At 68.5% G+C, this 23,584-nt stretch carries 24 protein-coding genes; 13 read left to right on the top strand and 11 right to left on the bottom strand.

Annotated features, from left to right (window positions below):
• Window positions 1–23 precede the first annotated feature (23 nt).
• Entirely contained in the window at window positions 24–476 is a 453-nt protein-coding gene (locus P6144_RS09975) for a hypothetical protein (protein ID WP_277767605.1), read from the top strand.
• A gap of 96 nt (window positions 477–572) precedes the next feature.
• Here P6144_RS09975 and gspD read toward each other — a convergent pair whose 3' ends face one another.
• The 5 genes from gspD to gspG form a co-directional block, all read right to left on the bottom strand.
• Window positions 573–2,648, bottom strand: a complete 2,076-nt coding sequence (gene gspD, locus P6144_RS09970; RefSeq protein ID WP_277767604.1) for a type II secretion system secretin GspD — start codon at window positions 2,646–2,648, stop codon at window positions 573–575.
• Between the two features lie 4 nt (window positions 2,649–2,652).
• Window positions 2,653–3,492 carry a type II secretion system protein N gene (locus P6144_RS09965; protein ID WP_277767603.1) on the bottom strand — a complete coding sequence of 280 codons (840 nt, stop codon included), beginning with the start codon at window positions 3,490–3,492 and terminating at the stop codon, window positions 2,653–2,655.
• On the bottom strand, window positions 3,492–3,857 hold the full coding sequence (gspI, locus tag P6144_RS09960; RefSeq protein ID WP_277767602.1) for a type II secretion system minor pseudopilin GspI: 366 nt from the start codon (window positions 3,855–3,857) through the stop codon (window positions 3,492–3,494). The genes P6144_RS09965 and gspI overlap by 1 nt, the downstream gene beginning before the upstream one ends.
• Window positions 3,858–3,946: 89 nt before the next feature.
• Complete coding sequence (locus tag P6144_RS09955) at window positions 3,947–4,432, bottom strand: prepilin-type N-terminal cleavage/methylation domain-containing protein (protein WP_277767601.1); 486 nt, start codon at window positions 4,430–4,432, stop codon at window positions 3,947–3,949.
• 5 nt (window positions 4,433–4,437) lie between these two features.
• Window positions 4,438–4,905 carry a type II secretion system major pseudopilin GspG gene (gene gspG, locus P6144_RS09950; RefSeq protein WP_277767600.1) on the bottom strand — a complete coding sequence of 156 codons (468 nt, stop codon included), beginning with the start codon at window positions 4,903–4,905 and terminating at the stop codon, window positions 4,438–4,440.
• 51 nt (window positions 4,906–4,956) lie between these two features.
• On the opposite strand from gspG, the gene gspL reads away from it, so the two are divergent.
• The 4 genes from gspL (at window position 4,957) to P6144_RS09930 (ending at window position 9,435) form a co-directional block, all read left to right on the top strand.
• Window positions 4,957–6,072 carry a type II secretion system protein GspL gene (gene gspL, locus P6144_RS09945; protein WP_277767599.1) on the top strand — a complete coding sequence of 372 codons (1,116 nt, stop codon included), beginning with the start codon at window positions 4,957–4,959 and terminating at the stop codon, window positions 6,070–6,072.
• Window positions 6,069–6,566 carry a type II secretion system protein M gene (locus P6144_RS09940; RefSeq protein WP_277767598.1) on the top strand — a complete coding sequence of 166 codons (498 nt, stop codon included), beginning with the start codon at window positions 6,069–6,071 and terminating at the stop codon, window positions 6,564–6,566. The genes gspL and P6144_RS09940 overlap by 4 nt, the downstream gene beginning before the upstream one ends.
• Complete coding sequence (gspE, locus tag P6144_RS09935) at window positions 6,563–8,047, top strand: type II secretion system ATPase GspE (RefSeq protein ID WP_277767597.1); 1,485 nt, start codon at window positions 6,563–6,565, stop codon at window positions 8,045–8,047. Before P6144_RS09940 ends, gspE begins: the two co-directional genes overlap by 4 nt.
• 161 nt (window positions 8,048–8,208) lie before the next feature.
• Window positions 8,209–9,435, top strand: a complete 1,227-nt coding sequence (locus P6144_RS09930) for a type II secretion system F family protein (RefSeq protein ID WP_277767596.1) — start codon at window positions 8,209–8,211, stop codon at window positions 9,433–9,435.
• 101 nt (window positions 9,436–9,536) lie between these two features.
• On the opposite strand, the gene P6144_RS09925 is transcribed toward P6144_RS09930, so the two are convergent.
• Complete coding sequence (locus P6144_RS09925) at window positions 9,537–10,253, bottom strand: hypothetical protein (RefSeq protein ID WP_277767595.1); 717 nt, start codon at window positions 10,251–10,253, stop codon at window positions 9,537–9,539.
• Between P6144_RS09925 and P6144_RS09920 the strand changes: the two genes are divergently transcribed.
• From P6144_RS09920 to P6144_RS09910, 3 genes are all read left to right on the top strand, one after another.
• Complete coding sequence (locus P6144_RS09920; protein WP_277767594.1) at window positions 10,253–11,296, top strand: ABC transporter substrate-binding protein; 1,044 nt, start codon at window positions 10,253–10,255, stop codon at window positions 11,294–11,296. The genes P6144_RS09925 and P6144_RS09920 overlap by 1 nt on opposite strands.
• A 78-nt stretch (window positions 11,297–11,374) precedes the next feature.
• On the top strand, window positions 11,375–11,944 hold the full coding sequence (locus P6144_RS09915) for a type II secretion system protein GspJ (RefSeq protein ID WP_277767593.1): 570 nt from the start codon (window positions 11,375–11,377) through the stop codon (window positions 11,942–11,944).
• A complete protein-coding gene (locus P6144_RS09910) occupies window positions 11,941–12,828 on the top strand; it encodes a type II secretion system protein GspK (protein WP_277767592.1) in 888 nt (295 codons plus the stop codon). The genes P6144_RS09915 and P6144_RS09910 overlap by 4 nt, the downstream gene beginning before the upstream one ends.
• Before the next feature lie 44 nt (window positions 12,829–12,872).
• Here P6144_RS09910 and P6144_RS09905 read toward each other — a convergent pair whose 3' ends face one another.
• The 5 genes from P6144_RS09905 to P6144_RS09885 all read right to left on the bottom strand — a co-directional run bounded on the left by P6144_RS09905 (window position 12,873) and on the right by P6144_RS09885 (window position 16,670).
• Window positions 12,873–13,265: a hypothetical protein gene (locus P6144_RS09905; RefSeq protein ID WP_277767591.1), complete on the bottom strand. Its 393-nt coding sequence runs from the start codon at window positions 13,263–13,265 to the stop codon at window positions 12,873–12,875.
• 76 nt (window positions 13,266–13,341) lie between these two features.
• The gene (locus P6144_RS09900; RefSeq protein ID WP_277767590.1) at window positions 13,342–13,632 is read right to left on the bottom strand and encodes a type II toxin-antitoxin system RelE/ParE family toxin; all 291 of its coding nucleotides are present in this window, start codon (window positions 13,630–13,632) and stop codon (window positions 13,342–13,344) included.
• Window positions 13,625–13,870: a type II toxin-antitoxin system ParD family antitoxin gene (locus P6144_RS09895; protein ID WP_277767589.1), complete on the bottom strand. Its 246-nt coding sequence runs from the start codon at window positions 13,868–13,870 to the stop codon at window positions 13,625–13,627. The genes P6144_RS09900 and P6144_RS09895 overlap by 8 nt, the downstream gene beginning before the upstream one ends.
• Window positions 13,871–13,942: 72 nt before the next feature.
• On the bottom strand, window positions 13,943–15,268 hold the full coding sequence (locus P6144_RS09890) for an ATP-binding protein (RefSeq protein WP_277767588.1): 1,326 nt from the start codon (window positions 15,266–15,268) through the stop codon (window positions 13,943–13,945).
• Window positions 15,258–16,670: a sigma-54 dependent transcriptional regulator gene (locus P6144_RS09885; RefSeq protein ID WP_277767587.1), complete on the bottom strand. Its 1,413-nt coding sequence runs from the start codon at window positions 16,668–16,670 to the stop codon at window positions 15,258–15,260. Before P6144_RS09885 ends, P6144_RS09890 begins: the two co-directional genes overlap by 11 nt.
• A 151-nt stretch (window positions 16,671–16,821) precedes the next feature.
• On the opposite strand from P6144_RS09885, the gene P6144_RS09880 reads away from it, so the two are divergent.
• The 5 genes from P6144_RS09880 (at window position 16,822) to pelA (ending at window position 23,480) form a co-directional block, all read left to right on the top strand.
• A complete protein-coding gene (locus P6144_RS09880) occupies window positions 16,822–17,067 on the top strand; it encodes a hypothetical protein (protein WP_277767586.1) in 246 nt (81 codons plus the stop codon).
• Window positions 17,068–17,116: 49 nt separating this feature from the next.
• On the top strand, window positions 17,117–18,424 hold the full coding sequence (locus tag P6144_RS09875; protein WP_277767585.1) for an efflux RND transporter periplasmic adaptor subunit: 1,308 nt from the start codon (window positions 17,117–17,119) through the stop codon (window positions 18,422–18,424).
• Between the two features lie 20 nt (window positions 18,425–18,444).
• The gene (locus tag P6144_RS09870) at window positions 18,445–19,125 is read left to right on the top strand and encodes an ABC transporter ATP-binding protein (protein ID WP_277767584.1); all 681 of its coding nucleotides are present in this window, start codon (window positions 18,445–18,447) and stop codon (window positions 19,123–19,125) included.
• Window positions 19,126–19,148: 23 nt separating this feature from the next.
• The gene (locus P6144_RS09865; protein WP_277767583.1) at window positions 19,149–21,644 is read left to right on the top strand and encodes an ABC transporter permease; all 2,496 of its coding nucleotides are present in this window, start codon (window positions 19,149–19,151) and stop codon (window positions 21,642–21,644) included.
• 543 nt (window positions 21,645–22,187) lie between these two features.
• Window positions 22,188–23,480, top strand: a complete 1,293-nt coding sequence (gene pelA / locus P6144_RS09860; protein WP_277767582.1) for a pectate lyase — start codon at window positions 22,188–22,190, stop codon at window positions 23,478–23,480.
• The last annotated feature ends 104 nt before the right edge of the window (window positions 23,481–23,584 follow it).

Below are 23,584 nucleotides of genomic sequence, written 5' to 3'. Positions count from 1 at the left end.
ACAAGTGGCAGGTCATGCGAAATATGTCGGATGATCTTAACAAGTTACTCGCGAAACGCGCGGTGGAACGAATTGACAGGCAGTCGGCGTTTATAAGCGCTGAATTTGGCACCATATCTCGGTGGCTTACTGCGTCTTTATTCGCTTTAAATGGTGGCGGTGCGGCTGCTCTGATCAATTCTCATGAGAAGGCGTCAACCAGCTTACTTCCCGTCAGCCTTTTCGGCGCCGGTGTGGTTTTTGCGATGTTTGGCGCCATGACCATTCAAGGAATGTATGGAACCCTCGCTGATTTGCTTATGCGTCAAGACGCATACTGGAGCCGTGTGGCGATCAGCGGACGGCGGCTCAAGTGGGTTGAGGCTCGATTTAGAGCTTCGAGAAGGCGCCGGTATCGCTACGCTTGGATTGCGCCATCTCTAGGTTGGATATCTGGTGCATTGTTCGTTAGCGGCATTGCCGCAATCTCGTTGTGATAATTTGCAGGGTACGGCGCTCGTCAATTCCGCCTAGAAGTCACTAGTCAGATTCTGGCTGCGATCGCCGCCAGTTCAATCCTGTACATTCGCCCCTCAATAAATCCCGTCGATCTCCACCGTCAGCCGCGGCGTCGGCGGGGTGAGCAGCAGGCTGCCGCGCTTGATGTTCTGAATCTCGTCCGCGCGCAGCCGGTTGTAGCGGTCCTTCGATGCCGCCGCCGCGTCGGCGCCGTCGCGCAGGATCGTCGGCTTGAGGAAGATGAACAGGGTGCGCTTCTGGTGCTGCTCGCGGCGGCTCTTGAACAGCTCGCCGACGATCGGGATGTCGCCCAGGATCGGCACCTGCTGGCGCGTGTCGGTATAGTCGTCGGCGGTCAGGCCGCCCAGCACGATCGTCTGGCCATTGTCCGCCAGCACGGTGGTGGTGATTGCGCGGCGATTGGTGACGAGGTCCGATGCCGCTGCAGTCTGCGCCGCCGCGATCGACGAGGCTTCCTGGTTCACCTGCAGCCGGATCGTGTCGCCGGCATTGACGCGCGGCAGGACGCGCAGCGTGATGCCCACGTCCTTGCGCTCGATCGTGGTGTACGGGTTCACCGTCGTCGAGTTGGTCAGGATCGATCCGGTGAGGAACGGCACGTTCTGGCCCGAGACGAACTCGCCGGCGACATTGTCGAGCACGGTGATCTGCGGGGTGGAGAGCAGGTTGGCGCGGGTCGAGGTGCCCAGCGCCTGCACCAGGATCGAGAAATCGTCGCCGATCGCCACGTTCGCGGTCAGGCCGTTGCCCAGCACGCTGCCCGCCGGCACGCCCAGCGCGGTCAGGATCGTGCCCATCGACACGCCCGACTGGTCGAACGAGGTCGCCGCGCCCTTCACCTGGTTGAGCACCGCGCCGCTGGTGCCCAGCTGCACGCCCAGCTGCTCTGCATCGTCGCCGGTGATCTCGGCGATCGCCGCCTCGATCAGCACCTGCGGGCGGCGCACGTCGAGATCGGTGATCAGCGGCTCGATCGAGGCGATCGCGGCGGGCGTGCCGCGGATCACCACGGCGTTGAGTTCAGGCGCCGGCTGCACGGTCAGCTCGGGCGTGGTGAAGCCCTTGGGGGTCTGCGTCTGCACGCTCTGCATCGTCGCGCCGCTGGTGTTGGCGCTCTGCATCGCGCTGCCCACGCCGCCGCTGGTCGAGGCCGCGCTGTTCGACAGCGCCGAGAGATTGCCGTTGCTGCTGCCCGAGCTCAGCCGCGCGAACGGGTTGGAGCTGCTGTCGCTCAGGCTCTTCGCCACCGGATTGTCGGCGCTGTCGCCCTGGCCCAGCACGCCGCGCAGCACGTCGGTCACCGTCTCGGCATCGGCATAGTTGAGGCGGAACATCCGCGTGATCGGCGTCGCGCCGCCGGGCTGGTCGAGCGAGATCAGCATCTTGCGGGCCTCGCCGACCGCGGCGGGGGTGCCGCGCACGATCACCGTGTTGCTGCGCGCATCGGCGGCCACCCGCGTGCCGTCGCCCAGCACGGTCTGCAGCGATGCCGCCACGTCGGTCGCGTTGCCGTTCTTCAGCGCCATGGTGAAGAAGGTCGCGCCGCTGCCGCCGTCGAGCGAGCGTGCGATCGCCTCGACGCGGCGGACATTGTCCGAATAGTCGGTGATCACCACGGCGTTGGGCGTGCTCAGCGGCTCGACGCTGCCGAAGGTAGCGACCAGCGGGCGCACCACGCGGGCGACATCGGCGGCGGGCACGTTCTGCAAGCGCACCATCCGCGTCACCAGCTCCTGGCCCGATGCTCCGCGGCTGGGGATGCCGCCGTCGCGCACCGCATTGGCCGCCGGCACGATCCGCCAGGCCCTTCCCGAGCGCACCGCCGCGAAGCCGTTGGCGCGCAGCACCGACTGGAACAGCTCCCACACGCCCGAGGGCGAAAGCGGCGTCGATGAGGTGACCGTCACCACGCCCTTCACCGCGGGGTCGAGGATCAGCGTGCGCCCGGTGATCCGCGAGATCTGGTCGGCGACGTCGGAGATTTCCACGCCGCGCATGTTCACCACCACGTCGCCGGTGCCGGCATCCTGCGGGGCTGGGGCAGGAGCGGTCTGGGCGATGGCGACCGTGTCCAGGGCGATCCCGGCGAGCGCGAGGGCGGCGATGGCGGAGCGAATCTTCACGGGCATCTTTCTAGCGGAGCGGCACGGTAAGCGTCAGCCGCTTCCCGTCGCGCAGGACCTGGATCTGGGCGGAGCCGCTCGCCTGGGCGGCCGCGAAGGCGCCCTGGGCGGCGGAGGCGTCGGACAGCGCAGTGCCGTTGACCGACTGGATCACGTCGCCCGCCACCATGCCGGGCGGGCCGTTGTCGCCGATGCGATAGCCGCCCTGCACGGGCGTCGCGTCGAAGCGCTGGAGAATGCCGGCCACGGCGGCCTGGGGCGGTGCGGCGGCGGGCGCGGGCGGCGCGCTGCGCACCGGCGGCGGCCCGCCGGCCGGCACCGCGCCCGGCACCAGCGGGGCGGAGGGGGCAGGGGCGGCGGGCTGGCCCGCTGCGGCAGCCTGGCGCTGCTCGGGCGTCAGCGTCGGATCGGGGAAGGCTAGGAACTCGTTCCGCCCGCCATTGGCCAGGATCACGCGGTCGCGCAGGATCGACTGGACCGTCGCGCCATTGATGGTGTCGCCGACCTTGAATGCCTTGGCCGGCTGCCCGCTGACCGCGATGAAGGCGGTCGAAAGCTCGGCGGGGCTGGCCGCGATCACGCCCTTCAGCTCCAGGGGAAGCGCGGTCGGCTGGCCGGCTTCGGAGACGCTGGGCTTGCCGAACGGCGCCAGCGCCACGGCCGCGCCGATGTCGGGCGCCACGGCGGGGCCGCTGGTGCCCGAAGGCACGGTGATCGCGCCGGTGCCGGCATGGCCGGCGATCCGCCAGGTCAGCCCGGCGAGCGCCACCGCGACCGACACCACCATGGCGCCGGTGAACAGGTCGAGGCCGATGCGCGCCTGGCGCGGAGTGAGGGACAGGACAGCCATTACAGCTTCCGTCCGTCCACGAAGCCGTCGAGCGATGCAAGCGCGCTCTTCTCGGTGTCGGCGAAGACTTCGACGCGCACGCGCTCGATCTCGGGATCGTCGGTCCGTCGCCGGTCCACCGCCACGCGCCATTGCTGGCCCATCATCTCCACCTGCTCACTGCCCGGCGCTCCCACTTCCAGCTCGGCCAGCCGGTTCTCGGCCACCCACATGGCAGCAGTGCGGCGCTCCATCGCCCGCGTCGAATCGATGTGCGATTCGACCGTGCGCATCAGCCCGACAGTGGCGATGGCAAGCACGGCGAGCGCGACCAGCGCCTCGATCAGCGAGAAGCCGGCGTCGTCATCCCGTGCCAAATCCGTCATCCCGGCGAAAGCCGGGATCTCGTGCGGCTCCTTCCCGGGCCGTCGCCTGAGATCCCGGCTTTCGCCGGGATGACGAGTTGCGAACTCCCTCACAGCTTCAGCACCGCTGCCGGGAACGCCCGCACGGTCATCCCGTCATAGACCACGGTCCAGCGCTTCTGCCCGCTCTCGATCACCGCCTGCATCGGCCGCCCGGCGCCATCGACGCCCAGCACTACCGGCGGCTTCACGCTCAGCGTCATCACCATCCCGCCGGGCAGGCGGTGATAGCCGAACGCCTCGTCGGTCTTCGGCACGGTCTTGCCGTCGCGGCGCATCACCGCGAAGCCATAGCCGTCCTTCTGCACGGTGAAGGCGATCGTCCGGTCGCCCAGCATCGCGTCGTCCGCCGCCGCCTGGAGCCGCGTCGCCAGCCGGCGCGCCTCGGTCTCCACGCTCGGCGCGCGCGTCACCGATCCCATGCCGAGCGCCACGGCGCCCGCCATCACCGCGATGATGACCAGCACGATCATCATCTCGATCAGCGTCATGCCCGCTTCGGAGGGGCGACTTGCAGAGATGCCGACCCCCCGCATGGGTGTCAGCCCTTGCCCTCGATATCGGCATCGACGCCTTCGCCGCCCACCTTGCCGTCCTTGCCGAGCGAGCGGATCGTGAAGCCGCCGCCTTCGGACGTGTATTCATAGGGCTTGCCCCAGGCGTCGAGTGCCGGCGCCGACAGATAGCCGCCCTGCGGGAAGCTCGCCGGCAGCGGCGGCGTGGTCGTCTTCTCGGTCAGCGCCTTCAGGCCCTGTTCGGTGGTCGGATAGTCGCCATTGTCGAGCCGGTACATCTTGAGCGCGCCCGAAATCGTGGCGATGTTGCTCTTGGTGGCGGTCGCCTTTGCTTCGTCCGGGCGGCCCATCACGTTCATCGCGATCAGGCCCGCGACGATCGCGATGATCACCAGCACGATCATCATTTCGATGAGCGTCAGGCCGGCTTCGCCATCGGGAACGGCGTGCTTGCGGTTCTGCACCTTAGGTGCGATGTCATGGAACTGTTTCAAAACTATGCGCATCCCCGCCCCATGCGTCCTGCCCATGAAGCAAATGTGACAATGAGCCCAACCACGCTGGGTGCGCCCGACCCATCCGAACCGCCCGCCGCAGGCGTGTGGACGCTGGCGGGGGATCGCCTGATCATAACCGTGCGGGATTGGCCCGCAACCATTCTCGTCCCCACCGGGCAGGTGCGCCTGCTCGCGGTCGACTTGCCGTTGCCCAGCCATGCCCGGCGCGTCGCGGCCTTGCCCTTCGCGATCGAGGACCGAATCGCTGAGCCGGTCGATTCGGTGCATCTCGCGCTCGGCGAGCAGCTTTCGCCCGGCCGCTATCTGGTCGGCGTCGTCCGCCACGAAGTGATGGCGCGCTGGATCGCCCAGGCGGAAGAGGCCGGGATCGGCCATGCCGCGATGGTGCCCGACGTGCTCACCTTGCCGCGCCCGGCGCAGGGCTGGGCGGTGTCGCAGTCCGGTGGCCGCGCCGCGGTGCGCGATGCCGACGGCATCGGCTTCGAAGTACCCGCTGCCTTGCTTCGCCCCGCCTGGGAAGCCGCCGAGCGGCCCGCGGTCATCAGCTATGGCGAGACGCTGCCCGACGACATGCAGCGGTCGGCCGGCGCGCTCGATCCCGCCGGCTTCGGCCCTGCCGCTGGCGCGGCGGTCGCTGCGCTCAACCTGCGCCAGGGGGCTTATGCGGTGCGCAAGGTCGCCGGTTCGAACCTGTGGCGCAAATTCGCCTGGGTCGCCGCGATCGGTGCCGCCGCGCATGTCGTGATCGCGCTCGGCGACGTGATCATGCTGCGGAGCATCGCCGATCGCCGCGAGGCGGAAACGCGTGCCGCCGTCGCGCTCGCCGCGCCCGGCCTGGCGCTGGGCGAGGATCTGGCCAACAGTGTCACCGGTCTGCTGCCCAGTGGCGGTGGCGGCGCCGGCGTGCCGCAGGTCTTCCTGCCGCTGCTCACGCGCGTCTCGGGCGCGCTCGGCCCGCTCGGCGGCGGGTTCGCCGTTCGCGCGATGACCTTCGAGGGCCGCATCCTCACGCTCGATCTCGATGCTTCGCCCGATGCGGCGCTGGCCGGCCGGATCGAGGCTGCGCTCAAGGGCGCCGGGGTCGGAGCCCAGGTCGTGCGCTCGCCCGAAGGCGCGATCCGTATTACGGCGAGCGCCGCATGAGACTGATCCTTGCCCGCATGCCGGCGCTCGACGCCGCGCTGATCCGCTTCGACGGCTGGTGGAGCGGCCGCAGCCGCCGCGAGCAGGTCATGCTCGGCGGCCTCGCCGCCTTCCTCGCCGTGCTGGTGCTGGTCTTCGGCGTGATCAAGCCGCTCCAGTCCGCCCGTGCTTCGGCGCTGCAGGACATCCGCACCTATGAGACGCTCACCGCGCGCGTCCGTGCCGCGGGTACGCTGAGCGCGAGCCAGCCCCAGCGCCGCCAGGGCTCGCCCAACGACGTGATCCTGGGTTCCGCCCCCGGCTTCGGCCTCACCGCCACCGTCGCACCGTTGCCCGGCGGCGCCCGCGCGACGATCGCCGATGCCAGCTATGACAGCGTCCTGGCCTGGCTCGCCGATCTCTCGGCCACGTCCAGCCTGCGCATCCGCCGGGTCGACGTGCAGCGCACCGCCACGCCCGGCCGGGTGAGCGCCGTCGTGGATTTCGGCGCATGAACGAGATGCTGATCCTCACCGACGACGTGCCCGCGTCGCTGCCCTACAGCTTCGCCCGCAGGAACGGCGTGCTGCTGCGCGCCACCGACGCCGGGCTGGAATGCGTCCACAAGGCGGGTGCCGCGCTCGACGGCCTGCTCGAGGTCCAGCGCCTCGCGCCCGCCGCGCGCTTCGTCACGGTGCCCGACGACCAGTTCGACGCTGCGCTCAGTGCCGCCTATTCGGGCGCCGGCGCCGCCGCCGACATCGATCTGGGCGACATGGACCTGGCTGCGCTCGCTGACAGCGCCGCCTCGGTTGACGATCTGCTCGACACGCGTGACGACGCTCCCGTCATCCGCCTGATCAACGCGCTCCTCCTCGAAGCGGTGCGCGAAGGCGCGTCGGACGTGCATATCGAGACGCAGGAAAAGCGCCTCGTCGTCCGCTTCCGCATCGACGGCGTGCTGCGCGACAAGGTCGAGCCGCCGCGCGCGCTCGCGCCGCTGCTCGTCAGCCGCATCAAGGTGATGGCCAAGCTCGACATCGCCGAGCGCCGTATCCCCCAGGACGGCCGCGTCACGCTGCGCATCGGCGGGCATGACGTCGATGCCCGCGTCTCGACCATTCCCACCCAGCATGGCGAGCGGGTGGTGATGCGCCTGCTCGAGAAGGGCTCTCTGCGCCTCGACATGGAAGTGCTCGGCATGAGCGAGCGCGACCGCACCGTGTTCACCCGCCTGCTCGAGCGCCCGCACGGCATGCTCCTCGTCACCGGCCCCACCGGCTCGGGCAAGACGACGACGCTCTACGCCGCGCTCAACAAGCTCAACGACCGCAAGCGCAACATCATGACGGTCGAGGATCCGATCGAGTATGAGCTGGCCGGCATCGGCCAGACCCAGGTCAATCCGCGCACCGACATGACCTTCGCGCGGGGGCTCCGCGCGATCCTGCGCCAGGACCCCGATGTCATCATGGTCGGCGAGATCCGCGACCAGGAGACTGCCCAGGTCGCGGTCCGCTCGTCGATGACCGGCCATTTCGTGCTGTCGACGCTCCACACCAACAGCGCGGTCGGCTCGGTGACGCGCCTGATCGACATGGGCGTCGAGCGTTACCTGCTCGCGCCGATGGTCGTCGGCTTGTGCGCCCAGCGCCTCGTCCGCAAGCTCTGCCCGAACTGCGCGACGCGGGACGAAGCGACCGAGGCGGATTCGCTGCTGCTCGGCGGCGCGATCAAGCCGGGCAAGAAGCTGTGGCGCGCGGTCGGCTGCGAGGAATGCCATGGCGAAGGCTATCGCGGCCGCGCCGGCCTCTACGAAGTCGTAGCGGTTGACGAGAAGTTCCAGAAGCTGATCCACGACGGCGCCTCCGAGGCGGATCTCGAGGCTTATGCCCGCAAGGGCAATCCAAGCCTGCTCGACGACGGCATCGCCAAGGTGAAGGCCGGGGTGACCACCGTCGAGGAAGTCGCGCGAGTGACACGCGATGAGGGCTGAGCCAACCCAATTCCTCCCCCAGCTTGCTGGGGGAGGGGGACCGCTCGCGCAGCGAGTGGTGGAGGGGACGCCGTCGAAGACGGCGGTGTTCCACCGCCGCCCCTCCACCACCGCTTCGCGGCGGTCCCCCTCCCCGAGACAAGCTCGGGGAGGAATTTAAGATGCCCGCCTACGCTTATCGCGCCGCCGACAAGTCCGGCGCCGCCAAGAAGGGCATCATCGAAGCCTCCAGCCCCGCCGCTGCCCGCGCGCTGCTGCGCGAGCAGGCCTTGCTGCCGCTCTCGGTGGAAGTCGCCGCCGAGAAGGGCGCCAGCTTCGGCAGCATCCAGCTCCCGGCCCTTCGCCGCGGCATGATCTCGTCCAAGGCGCTTGCCACCGTCACCCGCCAGATCGCCACGCTGGTCGGCTCGGACATCGCGATCGAGGAAGCGCTCCGCCTCGTCGCCACCCAGTCCGAGCACGCGCCGACCAGCTCGCTGCTGCTCGACGTCCGCGCCGCGATCCTCGACGGCCGCAGCTTCGCCGCCGCGCTGGCGCAGCACCCCAAGGCATTTCCCGAATTCTACCGCGCCTCGGTCGCCGCCGGCGAGGCCTCGGGCAAGCTGCCGAGCGTGCTCGAGCATCTCGCCGGGTTCGTCGAGAACCGCCAGGCCAATGGCCAGAAGCTCCAGCTCGCCCTGATGTACCCTGCGCTGCTCGCTTTGGTGTCGTTCGGCATGATGGCGCTGCTGCTCGTCTATATCGTGCCCGACATCGTCAAGGTGTTCGTCTCGCGCGGCGCCGACCTGCCGTTCCTCACCCGGCTGCTGATCGCGGTGAGCTGGTTCCTCCAGAATTTCGGCCTCTACCTGTTGCTCGGCCTCGCCGTCGCCGCGCTGATCTTCTTCCGCTGGGCGCGGGTGCCCGCCAACCGCCTGCGGATCGATCGCTTCTTCTCGGAGAAGCGCCCGTTCCGCCGCTTCAGCCGCCAGCTCAGCGCCGCGCGCTTCGCCGGCAGCCTTGCCACGCTGGTCGGTAGCGCCGTGCCCTTGGTCGACGCGCTCCACGCTGCCGCCGCGGTCACCCCCAATCGCTGGGTCCGCGAGAAGGCGCTCGGCGTCGCATCGCGGGTGCGCGAGGGCATCAGCCTGCGCGCCGCGATGAGCGAGGCGGGGGTCTTCCCCTCGATGCTCGTCGCGATCGTCGCCTCGGGCGAAAGCTCGGGCCGGCTCGCCCCGGCGCTCGGCCGCGCCTCGGACGAGCTTCAGCGCGAATTGGACGCGCTGGTCGGCACGCTGGTCGCGCTGGTCGAGCCGCTGGTGCTGCTGGTGATGGGCGGGCTGGTGCTGATGATGGTGCTGGCGATCCTGCTGCCGATCATCAATTTGAACAACCTGGTTGGGCTGTAGGGCACAACCGTCATCCCGCCCCGGACTTGATCCGGGGAGGGATCTCAGGCGAAGGCGCATGCGGCACGAGATCCCGGCTTTCGCCGGGATGACGCTTCACGTCACATCTGCCCCTGCACTCTTACCCCCGCAGGCAGCCCCACGAACGGCAGCACCGCCGCGCCGTCCGGCGTCATCGAGATGTCGAGCGACCCGTCTTCGCCCAGCACCGCGGTCAGCAGCGTCTTCATCCGCTGGGCCGAGGGTGCCACCCGGATCGTCGTGCGGTCGCCGACATGCTCGGCGGTGATCAGCAGGGCAGGGACCGCCACCGGGCCGCCGGCATTCTTCGCCCGGCAGCTGCCCGGATCGGTGGTCACCTTGCCGTCTGCCATCCGCGCGCCGCCGCCCACGGCGATGCGCTGCATCTCGATCTGCATCGCCAAATTGCAGGTGAAGGGCAGGTTCGGCTGGAGCGCGCGAAGCAGGTTCGAATCCGCCGCGCCGCTGACATGGTCGAGCACCGTCCGCCCGCCGATATGGCGGATCATCTGCCCGCCCAGATCGGTGTCCGGCCCGGTCGCCTTCCAGTCCGCGGCAAAGGCCAGGCTGGTCAGCGAGCGCAGCGGCGCCATCTTCCAGCCGAAGCTCGCGCCCCCGGCCACGCCCACTTCGCCGTTCCACACCGTCCCGGCCACGCCGGTGCGCCAGGCGCCGTTGGGAAAGACCACGCTCGCCGGCATCGTCACGATCAGCGCCAGCAGATACGCCCCTATGCCGATCAGGGCGAAGAGGATAATAGACCGGCGTGCCCCGCTTCCCCCTCCGAGAGTCGGCAATGGATCGACGGACCCTGCTGAAGTCGCTGCAATCAGGCCTGGTCGCGTCAGCGGCATCGGTCGTGCTTCCCTCTGTCGTGTTCGCAGCGGACAAGAAGAAGGACAAGCGCCCGATCGCCCTGCTGCTGCCGCTCACGGGGCCGCGAGCGCGGCTGGGGCTTAGCATGCGCCAGGCGGCGTTGCTCGCGGAAAACAGCGCCTTCGTCCAAAGCTTCGATACCGGGGGCACTGCCGCCGGCGCCGCCGCCGCCGCCGCCAAGGCATTGAAGCTCAAGCCCGCGCTGATCCTCGGCCCGCTCAGCGCCGACGAGGTGCCCGCCGTCTCCAGCACCATCGCCGGCCGCGTGCCGGTGATCGCGTTCAGCAACGATTCGGTCCTCCGCGCGCCCGGCACCTGGATCTTCGGGATCACTGCGGGGCAGGTGACCACCGCGATCCTGCGCTATGCCCGCACCCGCGGCGTCAAGACCGTCACGATGATCGACGACGGCTCGCCCTGGAGCGCCGCCGCAGCGCTCGCCGCCGGCAAGAGCGAGGCCGAGCTCGGCCTCACCGTCCATATCCTCCAGGTCAAGCCTGGCCAGCCGCTGCCCAATCCGGGCGAGGCGCCCGATGCGGTGCTGCTTCCCGGTGCCGGCGAGACCGTGCTCGCCGCCGCCCGCGCGCTCAAGGATAGCGGCGTCCAGCTGCTCGGCACCTTCCAGGGGCTCGACAACCGTCCGGCCGCGCTCGCCGCATTGGAGGGTGCCTGGCTCGCCAGCCCCGATCCCAATGCCTTCGGCACCTTCGCCAGCGCCTTCCAGGCGCGTAACGGCGGCGAGCCCGGCACGATCGCCGCGCTCGCCTATGACGCCGCCGGCATCGCCAATGCGCTGCGCGCCGACAATCGCCTGAGCACCGAGGGGCTGATGGATGCCAAGGGCTTCCACGGCGTCACCGGCCCGGTCCGCTTCCGCACCGACGGTTCGGTCGCCCGCGACTTCGCGATCGTCGTCGCCGGCCAGACCGGCTACACGCCCGTGGCGATGAGCTCGGGCTCCTGAGAGGTTGTCGTGCCCGGCGATTTCTCCCTTCAGTTCCCCGGCGGAAGCCGGGGCCCAGGGTCAAGCAGGACGTCGCTCGTGACGCCGGGCCCCGGCTTTCGCCGGGAGACGGACCAGGATGACTCCGGCTTCACCCTGATCGAGCTGATGATCTCGCTCGGCCTGTTCGCGCTGATCGCGGTCGCCGGGCTCACCCTGGTCGACGGCATCATCAAGGTGCAGGGCCGCACCGAGAAGCGGCTCGATCGTCTCGCCGATCTCCAGCGCGCGATGTTCGTCGTCACCAGCGATCTCGATCAGATCGCGCGCGGCCGCGTCTCGGGCGGCGGCGAGAAGCTCGAATTCACCCGCGCCGCGCCCGGTTTCGGCGGGCCGGCGGTGCCGCTCCAATATTCGGTCGCCAATGGCAATCTCGTCCGCGGCTCGGGCGCGATGGTGCAGACGGTGGTCGGCGGCGTCGCCAATGTCCGCTGGCGCTTCTTCGACGGCGCCGCCTGGGTCGCGCGCTGGCCGATGAAGGACGAGGACAAGGACAAATGGCCGCGCGCCGTCGCGGTCGAGCTGCAGGCGGTCGGCCCCGGCGGCACGCCCGGTGCGCTGCGCCGCGTGGTGCCGTTGCCCGATCAGGCGGAGTATCCCAAGGAATGAGCCGCCGCCGCACGCCTTCCGACAGCGAAGCGGGGATGATCCTCGTCAACGTGCTGATGTTCGTCGCGATCGCGTCCGGACTCGTGCTATTGCTAATCAATCGCGAGGAAATCGCGCTCGATCGCGCGCTGCGCACCCGCGAGGCGGCGCGTGCCCTGGCCGTGGTCCGCGGCGGCGAGCTTTCCGCGCTGGTCGCGCTCCGCCGCGACATGGTCGCCGCGCCCAACGAGGACGACCGCACCGAACCCTGGGCCAAATTGTCGGAGAACGGCGCCCCGATCGAGGGCGGCACCTTCGATCTCGCCATCGCCGATGCCGAGGGCCGCTTCAACCTCAACGCGCTGCGCGCGGGCGATGCCGGTGCGATCCTGCTGTTCCAGACGATCGCCAAGGATGTCGGCCTCACGCCAGAGGACGTGGTCAAGGCGGTCACCTATATCCGCCTCTACGGCCCGCTCACCGACGTCCGCCCGATCCGCTTGGCCGGCTTCGATCCCGAAGCGGCGGCGCGGCTCGAGCGGCTGGTCACCGCGCTGCCCGGCACCACGTCGATCAACCTCAACGCCGCCGATCCCGAGATGCTGCGCGTACTCTTCCGCGATCCGCTCGCCGCCCAGCGCCTCGCCGAGATCCGCCAGCGCACCGGCAAGCTCACCCTGAAGGACCTGAGCGACCTCAGCCTCTCCATGCCCTGGGGCACCAGCTTCCGCTCGGGCACCTTCTGGGTCCACACCCGCGCGACGATCGGCGGAACGAACCAGCAGGCCGCCGTGCTGATCCAGCGCGTCCTGCGCCCGGACGGCAAGATCGCGGTGGGGGTGGTGGAGCGCTGGCGGGGGGCGAGCGTGCCGCCCGAGGCGCCGGGGTTTGGGGTGGGGCGGTAGTCGGCCAGCGATGGGAATGGCCGCATTTGGGTGGAAAGCGGACGTTAGACTGAGGATAATATAGCGTCGCCTAAGCCACTCGCGATCACGCCTTCAAGCTGGATGCGGAAGCTGTCCAGCTCGCCATAAGACGAGTGAAATTGTGATTGGCACCTGTTCCAGTCACTGCCGTATTCCTGCAAGGATACGCGCACCGCCAAGAGCCCTACTGAATTGATTGGCTCGATGCGTAGTGCGATGCAGCCGTCATACCAGCGCTCGTCAATCGGATTACCGCGCGCAATGGGATATTGCTTGAGAGCGGACACGAGATCAGCAAATTCTGTCGGCGGGCACCAGTAAAAACACCTGCCTTTAAACTCTCCAGTGTCGAGCATCGCGATCAGCTTCGGGTCGCCGTCATCATCAGCTTGAAACGAGAGCGAAAATGCGTTCATCGCTGCATCCTACTCTCAGGTGGCAATGTCAGCAATTGGGGCGAAAGCTGTCTGTCTGCATCGGCTGCTTTCCGCCTCACAAATGCCGCCCGGCATCCATCCGCTGATGCAGGATACGAATGACCGCGATCCCATACGCTGTCACCGTGAAATAGATGACATGCTGCTCGACGCTGCGCCGCCGATAGCCGGGCCGGATATGCGCGCAGTCCTGAGCCTGCCTTGGCGCTTCGGCCAGCGCCGCACAGGCGGCTTCGATAAAATCGGTATAGCGAAGGGCCTGCGGCAAGCCCCAGCGCTCAACGGTATAATCGAACACCTCCTCGAGATCGCGCTGCGCTCTCGGGCTGAGCCGATATTCAGCCATATTGTTCGGCTTTGCGCCGCTTGAATGCCGCGAAGTCGAACGGTTCGGGCTCTCCGCTGCGTTCGCCTTCGATCAACGCCTGGCGGACGCTCTCCATCTCCAACCTGCGTTCCTGCTCGCGCCGGATGAGGTCGCGGATCGCCTCGCTGTCATTGGTGTAATGGCCGGCATCGATCTGGGCGGCGATCCAGGCATCCTGCTGCTCGGTCAGCGTGATCGTCTTGCGCACGGTCGCCATGGCAACCTCCATAATCATACTATTGGTGCAGTTTAGGGCATTTTCGATGCGGATGAAAGGGCGCTACCCGCCCTAAAGCAAAATCCGAAACACCGCCCCGCCGCCAGCCGCATCCCCGATCTCGATGCTGCCGCCATGCGCCACCACGATCTGCCGCGCCAGGTTCAGCCCCACGCCGGTGCCGGTCGGGCGGGTGGTGAAGAAGGGCAGGAACACGTCCTGCCGCAGCCCTTCGGGTACGCCGGGGCCATTGTCCTCCACCTCGATCACCAGCGCCTCGCGCTCGGCGAGCAGCCGCAGCGCCAGCGTGGGGGCGCGGTCCTGGCCGGCCATCGCCTGCGCCGCGTTCTGGAGCAGGTTGATCAGCACCTGGGCGAGCAGGTCGGGATCGGCGTCGATCGCCAGCCGCGCCGGGCGCACCTCGATCGCCAGCGGCAGGCCGGGCTCGCGCGCGGCGAAGATGCGGCCCAGCTCCTCGGCCCAGGGGCCGGCGGCGAAGGTCTGGCGCTGGATGTCGGGAGTGTGCGCCACCGCACGATAGGCTTCGATGAAATGCCCCAGCCCATGCGCGCGCCGGGCCAGGGTGGATACCGCGGTGCGCGCGTCGCCGATCCGCGGATTGGCCGCCAGCTCGGGATCGTCGAGCAGGTCCGCCGCGGTCGCCGCCAGCGACGTCACCGGAGTCAGCGAATTGAGGATTTCGTGCGTCAGCACGCGCACCAGGTCGGTCTGCGCCGCCATCTCGACGGCGTCGAGCGTCCCCTGGATCGGCTGCACCGTCACTGCGCGAATGCTGCGCCCCAGCCGTTCGAGCGTGCCCGAGCGCACCAGCACGCGCTGCGTCCGCCCCTCGATCGCCAGCAACAGGATTTCCTCGGCCGCGTCGCCGCCCGCCAGCCGCTTGGCCAGCGTCGCGCCATAGACGGCATAGTCCTCGGCGCGCGTGCCCGGCGCGCCGCGGAACAGCCGGCGCGCCGCCTTGTTGGCGGGCGCCACCTGTCCCGTGCCGTCGACGGTGAGCAGCGCCACCGGCATGTCGTCGACCAGCGCCTCGAGGAAGCGCGTCTCCGCCGCCGCGGTGGCCTGGCGTGCGCGCAGCCGGTCCATGGCGCCGTCCAGCGCTTCGCCCAGCGCCTCGAACCCGCCGCCGCGCGCGCCGCTGAACCGCGCCGAGCTGTCGTCGAAGCGCAGCGCCTCGACGAAGCGGGCGACGGCGAAGTTGGTGCGCGAGACGTGCCACCACAGGCCCCACACCGCGCCGCCGACGAGCAGCATCGCCACCAGCCGCGCCGCGCCCAGCCCGGGCGTAACCAGCGCAAGCGCCAGCGCGGAGAGTGCCCCTGCGACCGCGAAGATCCAGGCGATCAGGCCGAGCGTGAAGTGCCGGTCAAAGCCCATGCTTCTCCATCCGGCGATACAGGGCCGCGCGCGACAGCCCGAGCTCGTTTGCGGCGAGCGAGATGTTGTAGCCGTGCTTCTTCAGCGCCTCCTCGACCAGCCGGCGCTCGACGCGCTCGAGGTTGAGGTCGTCGCTCGCCGCCGCCACCGCCGCCGGGGCGGGGGTGGGGGGCACCACCGCAGCCGGGGCGATCCGCGGCATTGCGCGCACCAGCGAGAAGTCCTCGGGCTCCAGCGCTTCGTCGCGTGCCAGGATCACTGCGCGCTCGAGCGCGTGGCGCAGCGCGCGGACATTGCCCGGCCAGTCATGCTCGAGGAGCAGCATCCGCGCCGCCGGGCTCAGCGCTGGCACCGGCCGGCCATAGCGCTTGGCGTAATGCTGCAGGTAATGCTCGATCAGCTGCGGCACGTCCTCGCGGCGCTCCCTGAGCGGGGGCAGGTCGATCTCCACGGTGTTGAGGCGGAAGAGCAGGTCCTGGCGGAAATGGCTTTCGTCGCGCAGCTTCTCGGGCGGCAGGTTGGTCGCGGCGATCACCCGGATGTTGACCGGCACCGGCTTGTTCGCGCCCACCGGGGTCACCTGGCGCTGTTCGAGCACGGTGAGCAGCTTGGGTTGCAGCCGCAGCGGCAGGTTGCCGATCTCGTCGAGGAACAGCGTGCCGCCGTCCGCCGCCTGGATCCGGCCCACCCGGTCGGTCCGCGCATCGGTGAAGGCGCCCTTCACATGGCCGAACAGCTCGCTGTCGATCAGGTCCTCGCTCACCGCGCCCAGGTCGACGGTCAGCATCACCTGGTCCGCGCGCAGCGACTGGCGGTGCAGCTCGCGCGCGACCAGCTCCTTGCCGGTGCCGTTTTCGCCGAGCACCAGCACGTTCGCGTCGGTCGGCGCCGCGCGGGCGATCAGCGAGTGCACCCGCGCCATCGCCGGCGAGCTGCCGAGCAGGGGCGAGGCGCCGGCCTGGGGCATCGGGGCAGGAGCCGCGCCCTTGCCGCCCACCGCCTTCCGGGAACGCCGCAGCGAGGCGGCGGTGCGCACCGTCCCCAGCAGTTTCTCGTTCGACCAGGGCTTGGAGACGAAGTCGGTGGCGCCGCGCTTCATCGCCGCGACCGCCACCTGCACCCCGCCATGTGCGGTGATCATCACCACCACCATCTCGGGATCGACTGCCAGCAGCTTGTCGAGCCAGGCCAGGCCTTCGCTCGCATCGGTCGCCCCGCGCGCGAAATTGGCGTCGAGCAGCACCACGTCGGGCGTCCGCGCCTGGATCAGCGGCAGCGCCTCCTCGGGCGAGCGCGCCACCTCGACGTCGCGGAACAGCCGCCGCAGCAGCAGCCGCGACGCCATCAGGATATCTTCGTCGTCGTCGATCACGACGCAGAATTCGAATTCCGGATCGCCCATGCTGCCCACTCCCGTACATCCACTGTGCGGAACCGGACAATCAATTTGCGTGCCAAGCGCTGCGATTGTCCGTCGCGCCTGCGCGTGGCGGCGGAAATCCCCGCATCGGCAAATTGGCACGGCTCGTGCTGATCCTCCGGCAACGGCACGCATGCCGGAGGAGGAAAAGGTGCAGCGTTCGGGCGCTCGGATCGGCAGGGGAAAGGCACTGGCAGCGCTCGCCGCGCTGGCGTTTCTCCTCGCGATCCTGCCGCACAAGCGGCTCGGGCTCGACCTGCAGCTTGGGGTCGGCGGCGCCCGTGCGGTGCTCGATCTCGGGCTGGTTTCGTTTCGGATAGCGTTCGATTCCGGACGCTCCTGTCCGGAATCGAACAGTTGCACCGGGCTGCTCCGGTGAGCGGCCACGGGGAAATGCGGCTGGCACGGCTGTTGCGAGGAATGGGGGCATGACGATTTTGCGGATGCAGAGGGAAAAGGGCGCCGGCGCCGTCTCGGGAAGCGGGATGGACCAGGTCGTCGAGAAGCGCGGCCTCTCGCCGCGCGTGAAGGTCGCCGCCGGCGTGGCAGTGGCGCTGCTCGCCGCGCTCGGCTTCTGGTGGTTCGCTCCCTCGGGCGCCAGCCAGACGGTCGGTGCGGATCGGGTGACGATCTCCACCGTCACCAAGGGCACTTTCGACGATTTCATGCCGCTGCGCGCCCGCGTCACCCCGCTGCTCACCGTCTATATCGACGCGGTCGAGGGCGGCCGGGTCGAGAAGATGCTGGTCGAGGACGGCGCCACCGTCGCCGCCGGCCAACCGATCGCCTTGCTCTCCAATGCCGAGCTCCAGCTCTCCACGCTGGCCCGCCAGACCGAGGTCGAGCAGCAGATCAACAACATGCGCAGCCAGGAGCTGTCGCTCGCCCAGACCCAGCTTTCCAACGAGCGCGCCGTGCTCGCCGCCCAGACCACCTATGAGAAGGCCCGCCGCCAATATGAGCGCGAAAAGCCGCTCGCCGAGCGCGGCTTCGTCTCGGGCAAGCAGTTCGCCGATACCCAGGCGGATTACGAGCTCAGCCAGCGCAACCTGGCGGCCCTCAAGCGCAGCCAGAGCACCGACGCCCGCCTCCAGGGCAGCCAGCTCACCCAGCAGCAACAGGCGGCCAGGTCGATGCAGTCGGGCCTCGCCATCGCCCGCGCCAATCTCGATGCGCTCCAGCTCCGCGCGCCCGTCGCCGGCCAGCTCTCGGGCTTCTCCGTCCAGGTCGGCCAGTCGCTTTCGCGCGGCGAGCGCGTCGGCCAGATCGACAGCCCGGGCCGCAACAAGCTGATCGCCGGCGTCGATGAATTCTATCTCGGCCGCGTCCAGCTCGGCCAGCAGGCCGCGCTCGACTGGAACGGCAAGCGCTACGGAGCGAAGGTCACCAAGATCTATCCGCAGGTGCAGAACGGCCAGTTCCAGGTCGATCTCCAGTTCACCGATGGCGAGCCGCCCCAGCTCCAGCGCGGCCAGACGATGCAGGCCCGCCTCACGCTCGGCGATTCCGCCCCCGCGCTGCTGATCCCCAACGGCGCCTTCTACGGCGATACCGGCGGCGCCTGGGTCTTCGTGGTCGCCCCCGGCGGCGGCTCGGCCGAGCGTCGCAACGTCCGCCTCGGCCGCCGCAACACCGATTTCATCGAGGTCCTCGAAGGCCTCGATCCCGGCGAGCGGGTGATCACCTCGCCTTATACCGGCCTTACCGACAAGACGCGCCTGGACCTGACCAAGTGACAGAAAAGAAAGGGAATCCGATGCTGACGATGCGCGAACTCTCCAAGGTTTACCGCACCGATACGGTGCAGACGACGGCGCTCGACGCGATCGACCTCGACATCGCCGAAGGCGAGTTCGTCGCGATCATGGGCCCGTCCGGCTGCGGCAAGTCGACCCTGCTCAACATGATCGGCATGCTCGACAGCCCGTCGACCGGCTCCTACCTGTTCAACGGCCAGGAAGTCGCCGGGCTGAGCGAGGGCAAGCTCGCCGATGTCCGCAAGGAGAATATCGGCTTCATCTTCCAGAGCTTCAATCTGGTCGACGAACTCTCGGTCCGCGACAATATCGAGCTGGCGCTGCTCTACCACAACGTTCCCGCCGCCGAGCGCAAGCGCCGCGTCGACGAAGTGATGGACCGCACCGGCATCGCCCACCGCGCCCGCCATCGGCCCAGCCAGCTCTCGGGCGGCCAGCAGCAGCGCGTCGCCGTCGCCCGCGCGCTCGTCGCCAGCCCCAAGCTGATCCTGGCGGACGAGCCCACCGGCAATCTCGATACCCAGCATGGCGAGGAAGTGATGCACATGCTGCAGACGCTGAACGCCGAGGGCTCGACGATCGTCATGGTCACGCACTCGCCTGCGCATGCCGATTATGCCGGCCGCATCGTCTCGATGCTCGACGGCCGCGTCCTCCACGAGCGCCGCCGCGCGGCCTGATCGACGGGAAGGGGAGAAAGCCGATGTGGCGCAACTATCTCATGGTCGGCCTGCGCGCGCTCGCGAAGAACCGCACCTATGCCTTCATCAACCTGTTCGGCCTGGCGACCGGCCTCGCCGCCTGCCTGCTGATCCTGCTCTATGTCCAATATGAGCGCAGCTACGACGATTGGCTGCCCGACGGCACGCGCACCTATCAGTTCCAGGTCTATTACAAGAGCCGCACCACCGGCGATGTCTTCGACAATCAGGGCGCGCCCTATGTGACCAAGGCGGCGCTGCTCAAGGATTTCCCGCAGATCGAGAGCGCCACCTATATGGGCGGCCCGCCGCTCACCCTGCTCAAGGACGGCGAGGCGACCGAGGTCGAGGATGGCCGGCTGGTCGACAGCAAGTTCCTCGACACGATCGCGCTGCCGATGGTGCAGGGCGATCGCAACGCGCTTTCGCGCCCGGGCACCGTGGTGATGAGCGAGGCGGAGGCGACCAAGATCTTCGGCACCACCAGCATCGTCGGCCGCACGGTCACGCTGCTCACCATAGGCCGCAAGGCCGATTACCGCGTCACCGGCGTGTTCAAGGACATTCCCAAGCACTCGCACCTGACCGGCAAGATGTTCGCCCGCGTCGACTTCCCCAGCATGTTCCCCGATGACAATGGCTATCTCACCAGCTGGGGTTGGACCTCGGGTTGGGTCTATGTGAAGCTGCGTCCCGGCACCGATGTCGCCGTGCTCAACGGCCAGATGGAGGCGTGGAAGAAGCGCAACATCCCCGACGAGACGTTCAACGGCAAGAAGAACAATGCCGGCGACGAGCGCACCTTCAAGCTGGTCGCCGCGCCCGACGTCCATCTCGGCCGCTCCACCGGCTCGGCAATGTCGCCCAGCAACGATGTCCAGACGATCACCACCTTCGCGGTGATCGCGCTGCTGATCCTCGCCATGGCCTGCATCAACTTCACCAATCTCGCCACCGCCCGTGCCAGCCAGCGCGCCCGCGAAGTGGCGTTGCGCAAGGTGCTGGGTGCCACGCGCCGCCAGCTGATGACCCAGTTCATCGGCGAATCGGTGCTGCTCGCCACGATCGCGATGCTGCTGGCGCTCGCGGTGGTCGAGATTGCGCTGCCCTGGTTCGCGAACTTCCTCGATGCCGATCTCGAGCTGCATTATTTCGGCAGCGGCGGGCTGATCCTGCCGATGATCGGGCTGGTGCTGCTCGTCGGCGCGGCAGGCGGGCTTTATCCGGCCTTCTACCTCTCGCGCTTCCAGCCGGCCCGCGTGCTGAAGGCGAACAAGTCGGCCGCCGATGCCGAGGGATCGGGGCGGTTGCGCAGCGCGCTGGTGGTGATCCAGTTCGCGGTGTCGATCGGCCTGATCATCTGCACCGCGGTGGTCTATGCCCAGAATGTCTATGCCCGTTCGCTCGACCCCGGCTACAAGCGCGCCGGGCTGATCCAGCTCTCGAACATCGGGTCGCGCACGCTGCTCACCCAGGCCGATGCGCTCACCCGCGCGATCGCCAAGGTGCCCGGTGTCGAATCTGCGGGTCGCACGATGATCGGCGTGGTCACGGGCCAGACGTCCACCACTTCGGTGGTGGTGCCGGGACGGGAAGATCCGGTCGATATCGGCATCTATGCCGTCGATGCCGGCTTCTTCCCCACCATGGGCATCCGCACGCTCGCCGGCCGCGTGTTCGACGAGCGCGCCGCCGACGACATGACCACCCCGGTTCCCGAGGATCCTGCGGCGGAGCGCGCCCTGGTCGCGCGGGGCGGCCATATCGTGGTCAACGAGTCGGGCGCGAGGCGCTTCGGCTTCAAGACCCCGCAGGACGCGGTTGGCAAGACCATCCGCTACGGCATCAAGGACGAATATGGTGGGCTGATGAACGTCACCATCATCGGCGTCGTCGCCGATGCCCGGTTCCGCACGGTAAAGAACGCGATCGAGCCGACCATGTACATGCTCGATACCCACAATGTCGGCTGGCTGGTCGCGCGCTTCCACGGCGATCCGCGTCCGGTGCGCGAGGGGATCGAGAAGGTCTGGCGCCGCTATGCGCCCGACGTTCCCTTCGAGGCCACGCTCGCCGACGAAGTGATCGCCCGTGCCTATGCGAAGCTCGATGCCCGGGCGCAGATGTTCGGGCTGTTCGCGGTGCTCGCGGTGGTGATCGGCTGCCTCGGCCTGTTCGGCCTGGCTGCCTTCACGGCAGAGCGGCGCACCAAGGAGATCGGCATCCGCAAGGTGCTCGGCGCACGCACCGGCGACATCGCCCGGCTGCTCGTCTGGCAGTTCACCAAGCCGGTGGTGATCGCCAACATCATCGCCTGGCCGATCGCCTGGTGGCTGATGCGCGAGTTCCTCAACGCCTTCGATGCCCGCATCGCGCTCACGCCGGTGCCGTTCATCGGCGCCAGCCTGCTCGCGCTGGCGATCGCGGTGCTCACCATCGGTGCCCATGCGATCCGCGTCGCGCGCACCAATCCGGTTCATGCCCTGCGCTACGAGTAGGCGCGTCAGTTCAGGGTCATGGCGGCGGGCGAGGGGGCAACTCCTCGCCCGTTTTGCTTTGGTGCACTCAATTCCTCCCCCAGCTTGTCTGGGGGAGGGGGACCATTCGCGTAGCGAATGGTGGAGGGGCCGGCGCAACGCGCCGGTACCCGATGGGCCCAGGTAGCGGGAGCTTGCACGATGGTTAACACTCGCGCAGCCTTGGTTTCTGCGAATCGCCGCAGGAAAGGAGGGCGTCATGCAAGAACACGGAGAACCACCCGGCCGTAATAATGACCACGAGAACCCCAAGCCATCAAAACCGAAACCCAAGCCGAAGCCAAAACCGAAGCCGAAACCGAAGCCGAAACCGCCTGAGAAACCGTAAAGGGCGGCGTGCTAAGGCGTGCCTATGGTCGCGGGCACGCCCACTTTGCCCAATTGTAACCTTGCGCCTCTGCGTGAAATCATCCTTCTCTCCGCCTCTTCTTGCGCGCCTTTTTCGTCCCCTAGCGCTTCGCCACCAACCCGCTATCCTCTCGCCAAACCAAAATTGGAGGGGACATGATTCGTATCGCAAAGATCGCGCTGTTCGCAGCTGCAGCGATGACACCGGTGGCATATGCCGCGGTCGAAGTAATCGGCCAGATGACGCCTGCCGAGCCGATCACCCACGCCCGGATCGCCGCGTTGCCGATCGGCCAGCAGCGTGCCTGGAACGTCTATCTCGATCGCTCGGTCGCGCTGATGGCCGCCGACAAGGCCCAGCTCGCCCAGGAGCGTGCCGATGGCACGCTGCCCACGCCCGCATCGCCCCCGCCGGGCCCTTCGGGCGGCGGCGGCATGCCGCTCAACCAGCCCGCCAAATGGTATGCGGGGCCGGAGGCGCGCCACGTCGCCGACAATATCGTCAGCTTCCAGACGCCCGCTGGCGGCTGGGGCAAGAATGTCGATCGCACCGGCCCGGTCCGCGCCCGCGGCGAGCATTGGGTGGTGGTCGAGAAGCTGCCCGCCAATGCCCGTACCGCCGGTGACGACGACAGCTGGAGCTATGTCGGCACGATCGACAACAACGCCACCACCACCGAGCTGCGCTTCCTCGCCCGCGTGCAAGCGGCCGTTCCGGACGCGGAAGCTGGCGCCTATCGCGAAAGCTTCCTCAAGGGGGTTCGCTATCTGCTCAACGCCCAGTTCCCCAATGGCGGCTGGCCGCAGATCTATCCGCTCCAGGGCGGCTATCACGATGCGCTCACCTTCAACGACGATGCGCTGTCCTCGGTGGTGACCGTCCTCGCCGAGGTCGCCCGCCGCCAGGGCGACTATGCCTTCGTGTCCGAAGCGCTCGCCGCCGAGGCCAAGGTGGCGTGCAACAAGGCGATCCAGCTCATCCTCAAGACCCAGGTGGTCGTCGACGGCAAGCGCACCATCTGGGGCCAGCAGCACGACGCGCTCACGCTCGCGCCGGCGGGCGCCCGCAACTTCGAACCGGCCGCTCTGTCCTCGGATGAGAGCGCCGACCTGCTGATCTTCCTGATGAAGCAGGCCGGGCGCTCGCCTTCAGTCGAGGCGGCGATCGGCGACGGCGCCGCCTGGCTCAAGGCGCACGCGGTGTACGGAGTCGCCTTCGAGAAGGGCACCGACGGCCGCAAGCTCGTCCCCAAGCCCGGCGCCGGCCCGCTCTGGTCGCGCTATTACGACATCAAGACCGGCAAGCCGATCTTCGGCGACCGCGACCGTACGATCCACAGCGACGTCAACGAGCTCAGCGTCGAGCGCCGCAACGGCTATAGCTGGTACAACACCGGCCCCGCCAAGGCGCTCGCCACCTACGACAAATGGGTGGCGATGAAGCCCTGAACGTCATCCCGGCGAAAGCCGGGATCTCGTGCGGCTCTATTCCCGCCATCGCCTGAGATCCCGGCTTTCGCCGGGATGACGGCTTTTGGCTGTCCTACACAAGG

The organism is Sphingomonas sp. HITSZ_GF (assembly GCF_029543155.1).
In the GTDB taxonomy this organism is placed as follows: domain Bacteria; phylum Pseudomonadota; class Alphaproteobacteria; order Sphingomonadales; family Sphingomonadaceae; genus Sphingomonas.
This window is presented reverse-complemented; position numbering and strand designations above follow the sequence as displayed.

Bases quoted from the DNA above. Each gene is read 5' to 3' on its own strand.
- gspL (WP_277767599.1), top strand. From the start codon at position 4,957: ATGAGCCCAACCACGCTGGGTGCGCCCGACCCATCCGAACCGCCCGCC.
- P6144_RS09880 (WP_277767586.1), top strand. From the start codon at position 16,822: ATGCCGGAGGAGGAAAAGGTGCAGCGTTCGGGCGCTCGGATCGGCAGG.
- P6144_RS09920 (WP_277767594.1), top strand. From the start codon at position 10,253: ATGGATCGACGGACCCTGCTGAAGTCGCTGCAATCAGGCCTGGTCGCG.
- gspD (WP_277767604.1), bottom strand. From the start codon at position 2,648: ATGCCCGTGAAGATTCGCTCCGCCATCGCCGCCCTCGCGCTCGCCGGG.
- gspI (WP_277767602.1), bottom strand. From the start codon at position 3,857: ATGACGGATTTGGCACGGGATGACGACGCCGGCTTCTCGCTGATCGAG.
- P6144_RS09870 (WP_277767584.1), top strand. From the start codon at position 18,445: ATGCTGACGATGCGCGAACTCTCCAAGGTTTACCGCACCGATACGGTG.
- P6144_RS09865 (WP_277767583.1), top strand. From the start codon at position 19,149: ATGTGGCGCAACTATCTCATGGTCGGCCTGCGCGCGCTCGCGAAGAAC.
- P6144_RS09940 (WP_277767598.1), top strand. From the start codon at position 6,069: ATGAGACTGATCCTTGCCCGCATGCCGGCGCTCGACGCCGCGCTGATC.
- P6144_RS09890 (WP_277767588.1), bottom strand. From the start codon at position 15,268: ATGGGCTTTGACCGGCACTTCACGCTCGGCCTGATCGCCTGGATCTTC.
- P6144_RS09885 (WP_277767587.1), bottom strand. From the start codon at position 16,670: ATGGGCGATCCGGAATTCGAATTCTGCGTCGTGATCGACGACGACGAA.
- P6144_RS09975 (WP_277767605.1), top strand. From the start codon at position 24: ATGTCGGATGATCTTAACAAGTTACTCGCGAAACGCGCGGTGGAACGA.
- P6144_RS09895 (WP_277767589.1), bottom strand. From the start codon at position 13,870: ATGGCGACCGTGCGCAAGACGATCACGCTGACCGAGCAGCAGGATGCC.
- P6144_RS09875 (WP_277767585.1), top strand. From the start codon at position 17,117: ATGACGATTTTGCGGATGCAGAGGGAAAAGGGCGCCGGCGCCGTCTCG.
- P6144_RS09910 (WP_277767592.1), top strand. From the start codon at position 11,941: ATGAGCCGCCGCCGCACGCCTTCCGACAGCGAAGCGGGGATGATCCTC.
- gspE (WP_277767597.1), top strand. From the start codon at position 6,563: ATGAACGAGATGCTGATCCTCACCGACGACGTGCCCGCGTCGCTGCCC.
- P6144_RS09965 (WP_277767603.1), bottom strand. From the start codon at position 3,492: ATGGCTGTCCTGTCCCTCACTCCGCGCCAGGCGCGCATCGGCCTCGAC.
- pelA (WP_277767582.1), top strand. From the start codon at position 22,188: ATGATTCGTATCGCAAAGATCGCGCTGTTCGCAGCTGCAGCGATGACA.
- P6144_RS09930 (WP_277767596.1), top strand. From the start codon at position 8,209: ATGCCCGCCTACGCTTATCGCGCCGCCGACAAGTCCGGCGCCGCCAAG.
- P6144_RS09900 (WP_277767590.1), bottom strand. From the start codon at position 13,632: ATGGCTGAATATCGGCTCAGCCCGAGAGCGCAGCGCGATCTCGAGGAG.
- P6144_RS09905 (WP_277767591.1), bottom strand. From the start codon at position 13,265: ATGAACGCATTTTCGCTCTCGTTTCAAGCTGATGATGACGGCGACCCG.
- P6144_RS09955 (WP_277767601.1), bottom strand. From the start codon at position 4,432: ATGCGGGGGGTCGGCATCTCTGCAAGTCGCCCCTCCGAAGCGGGCATG.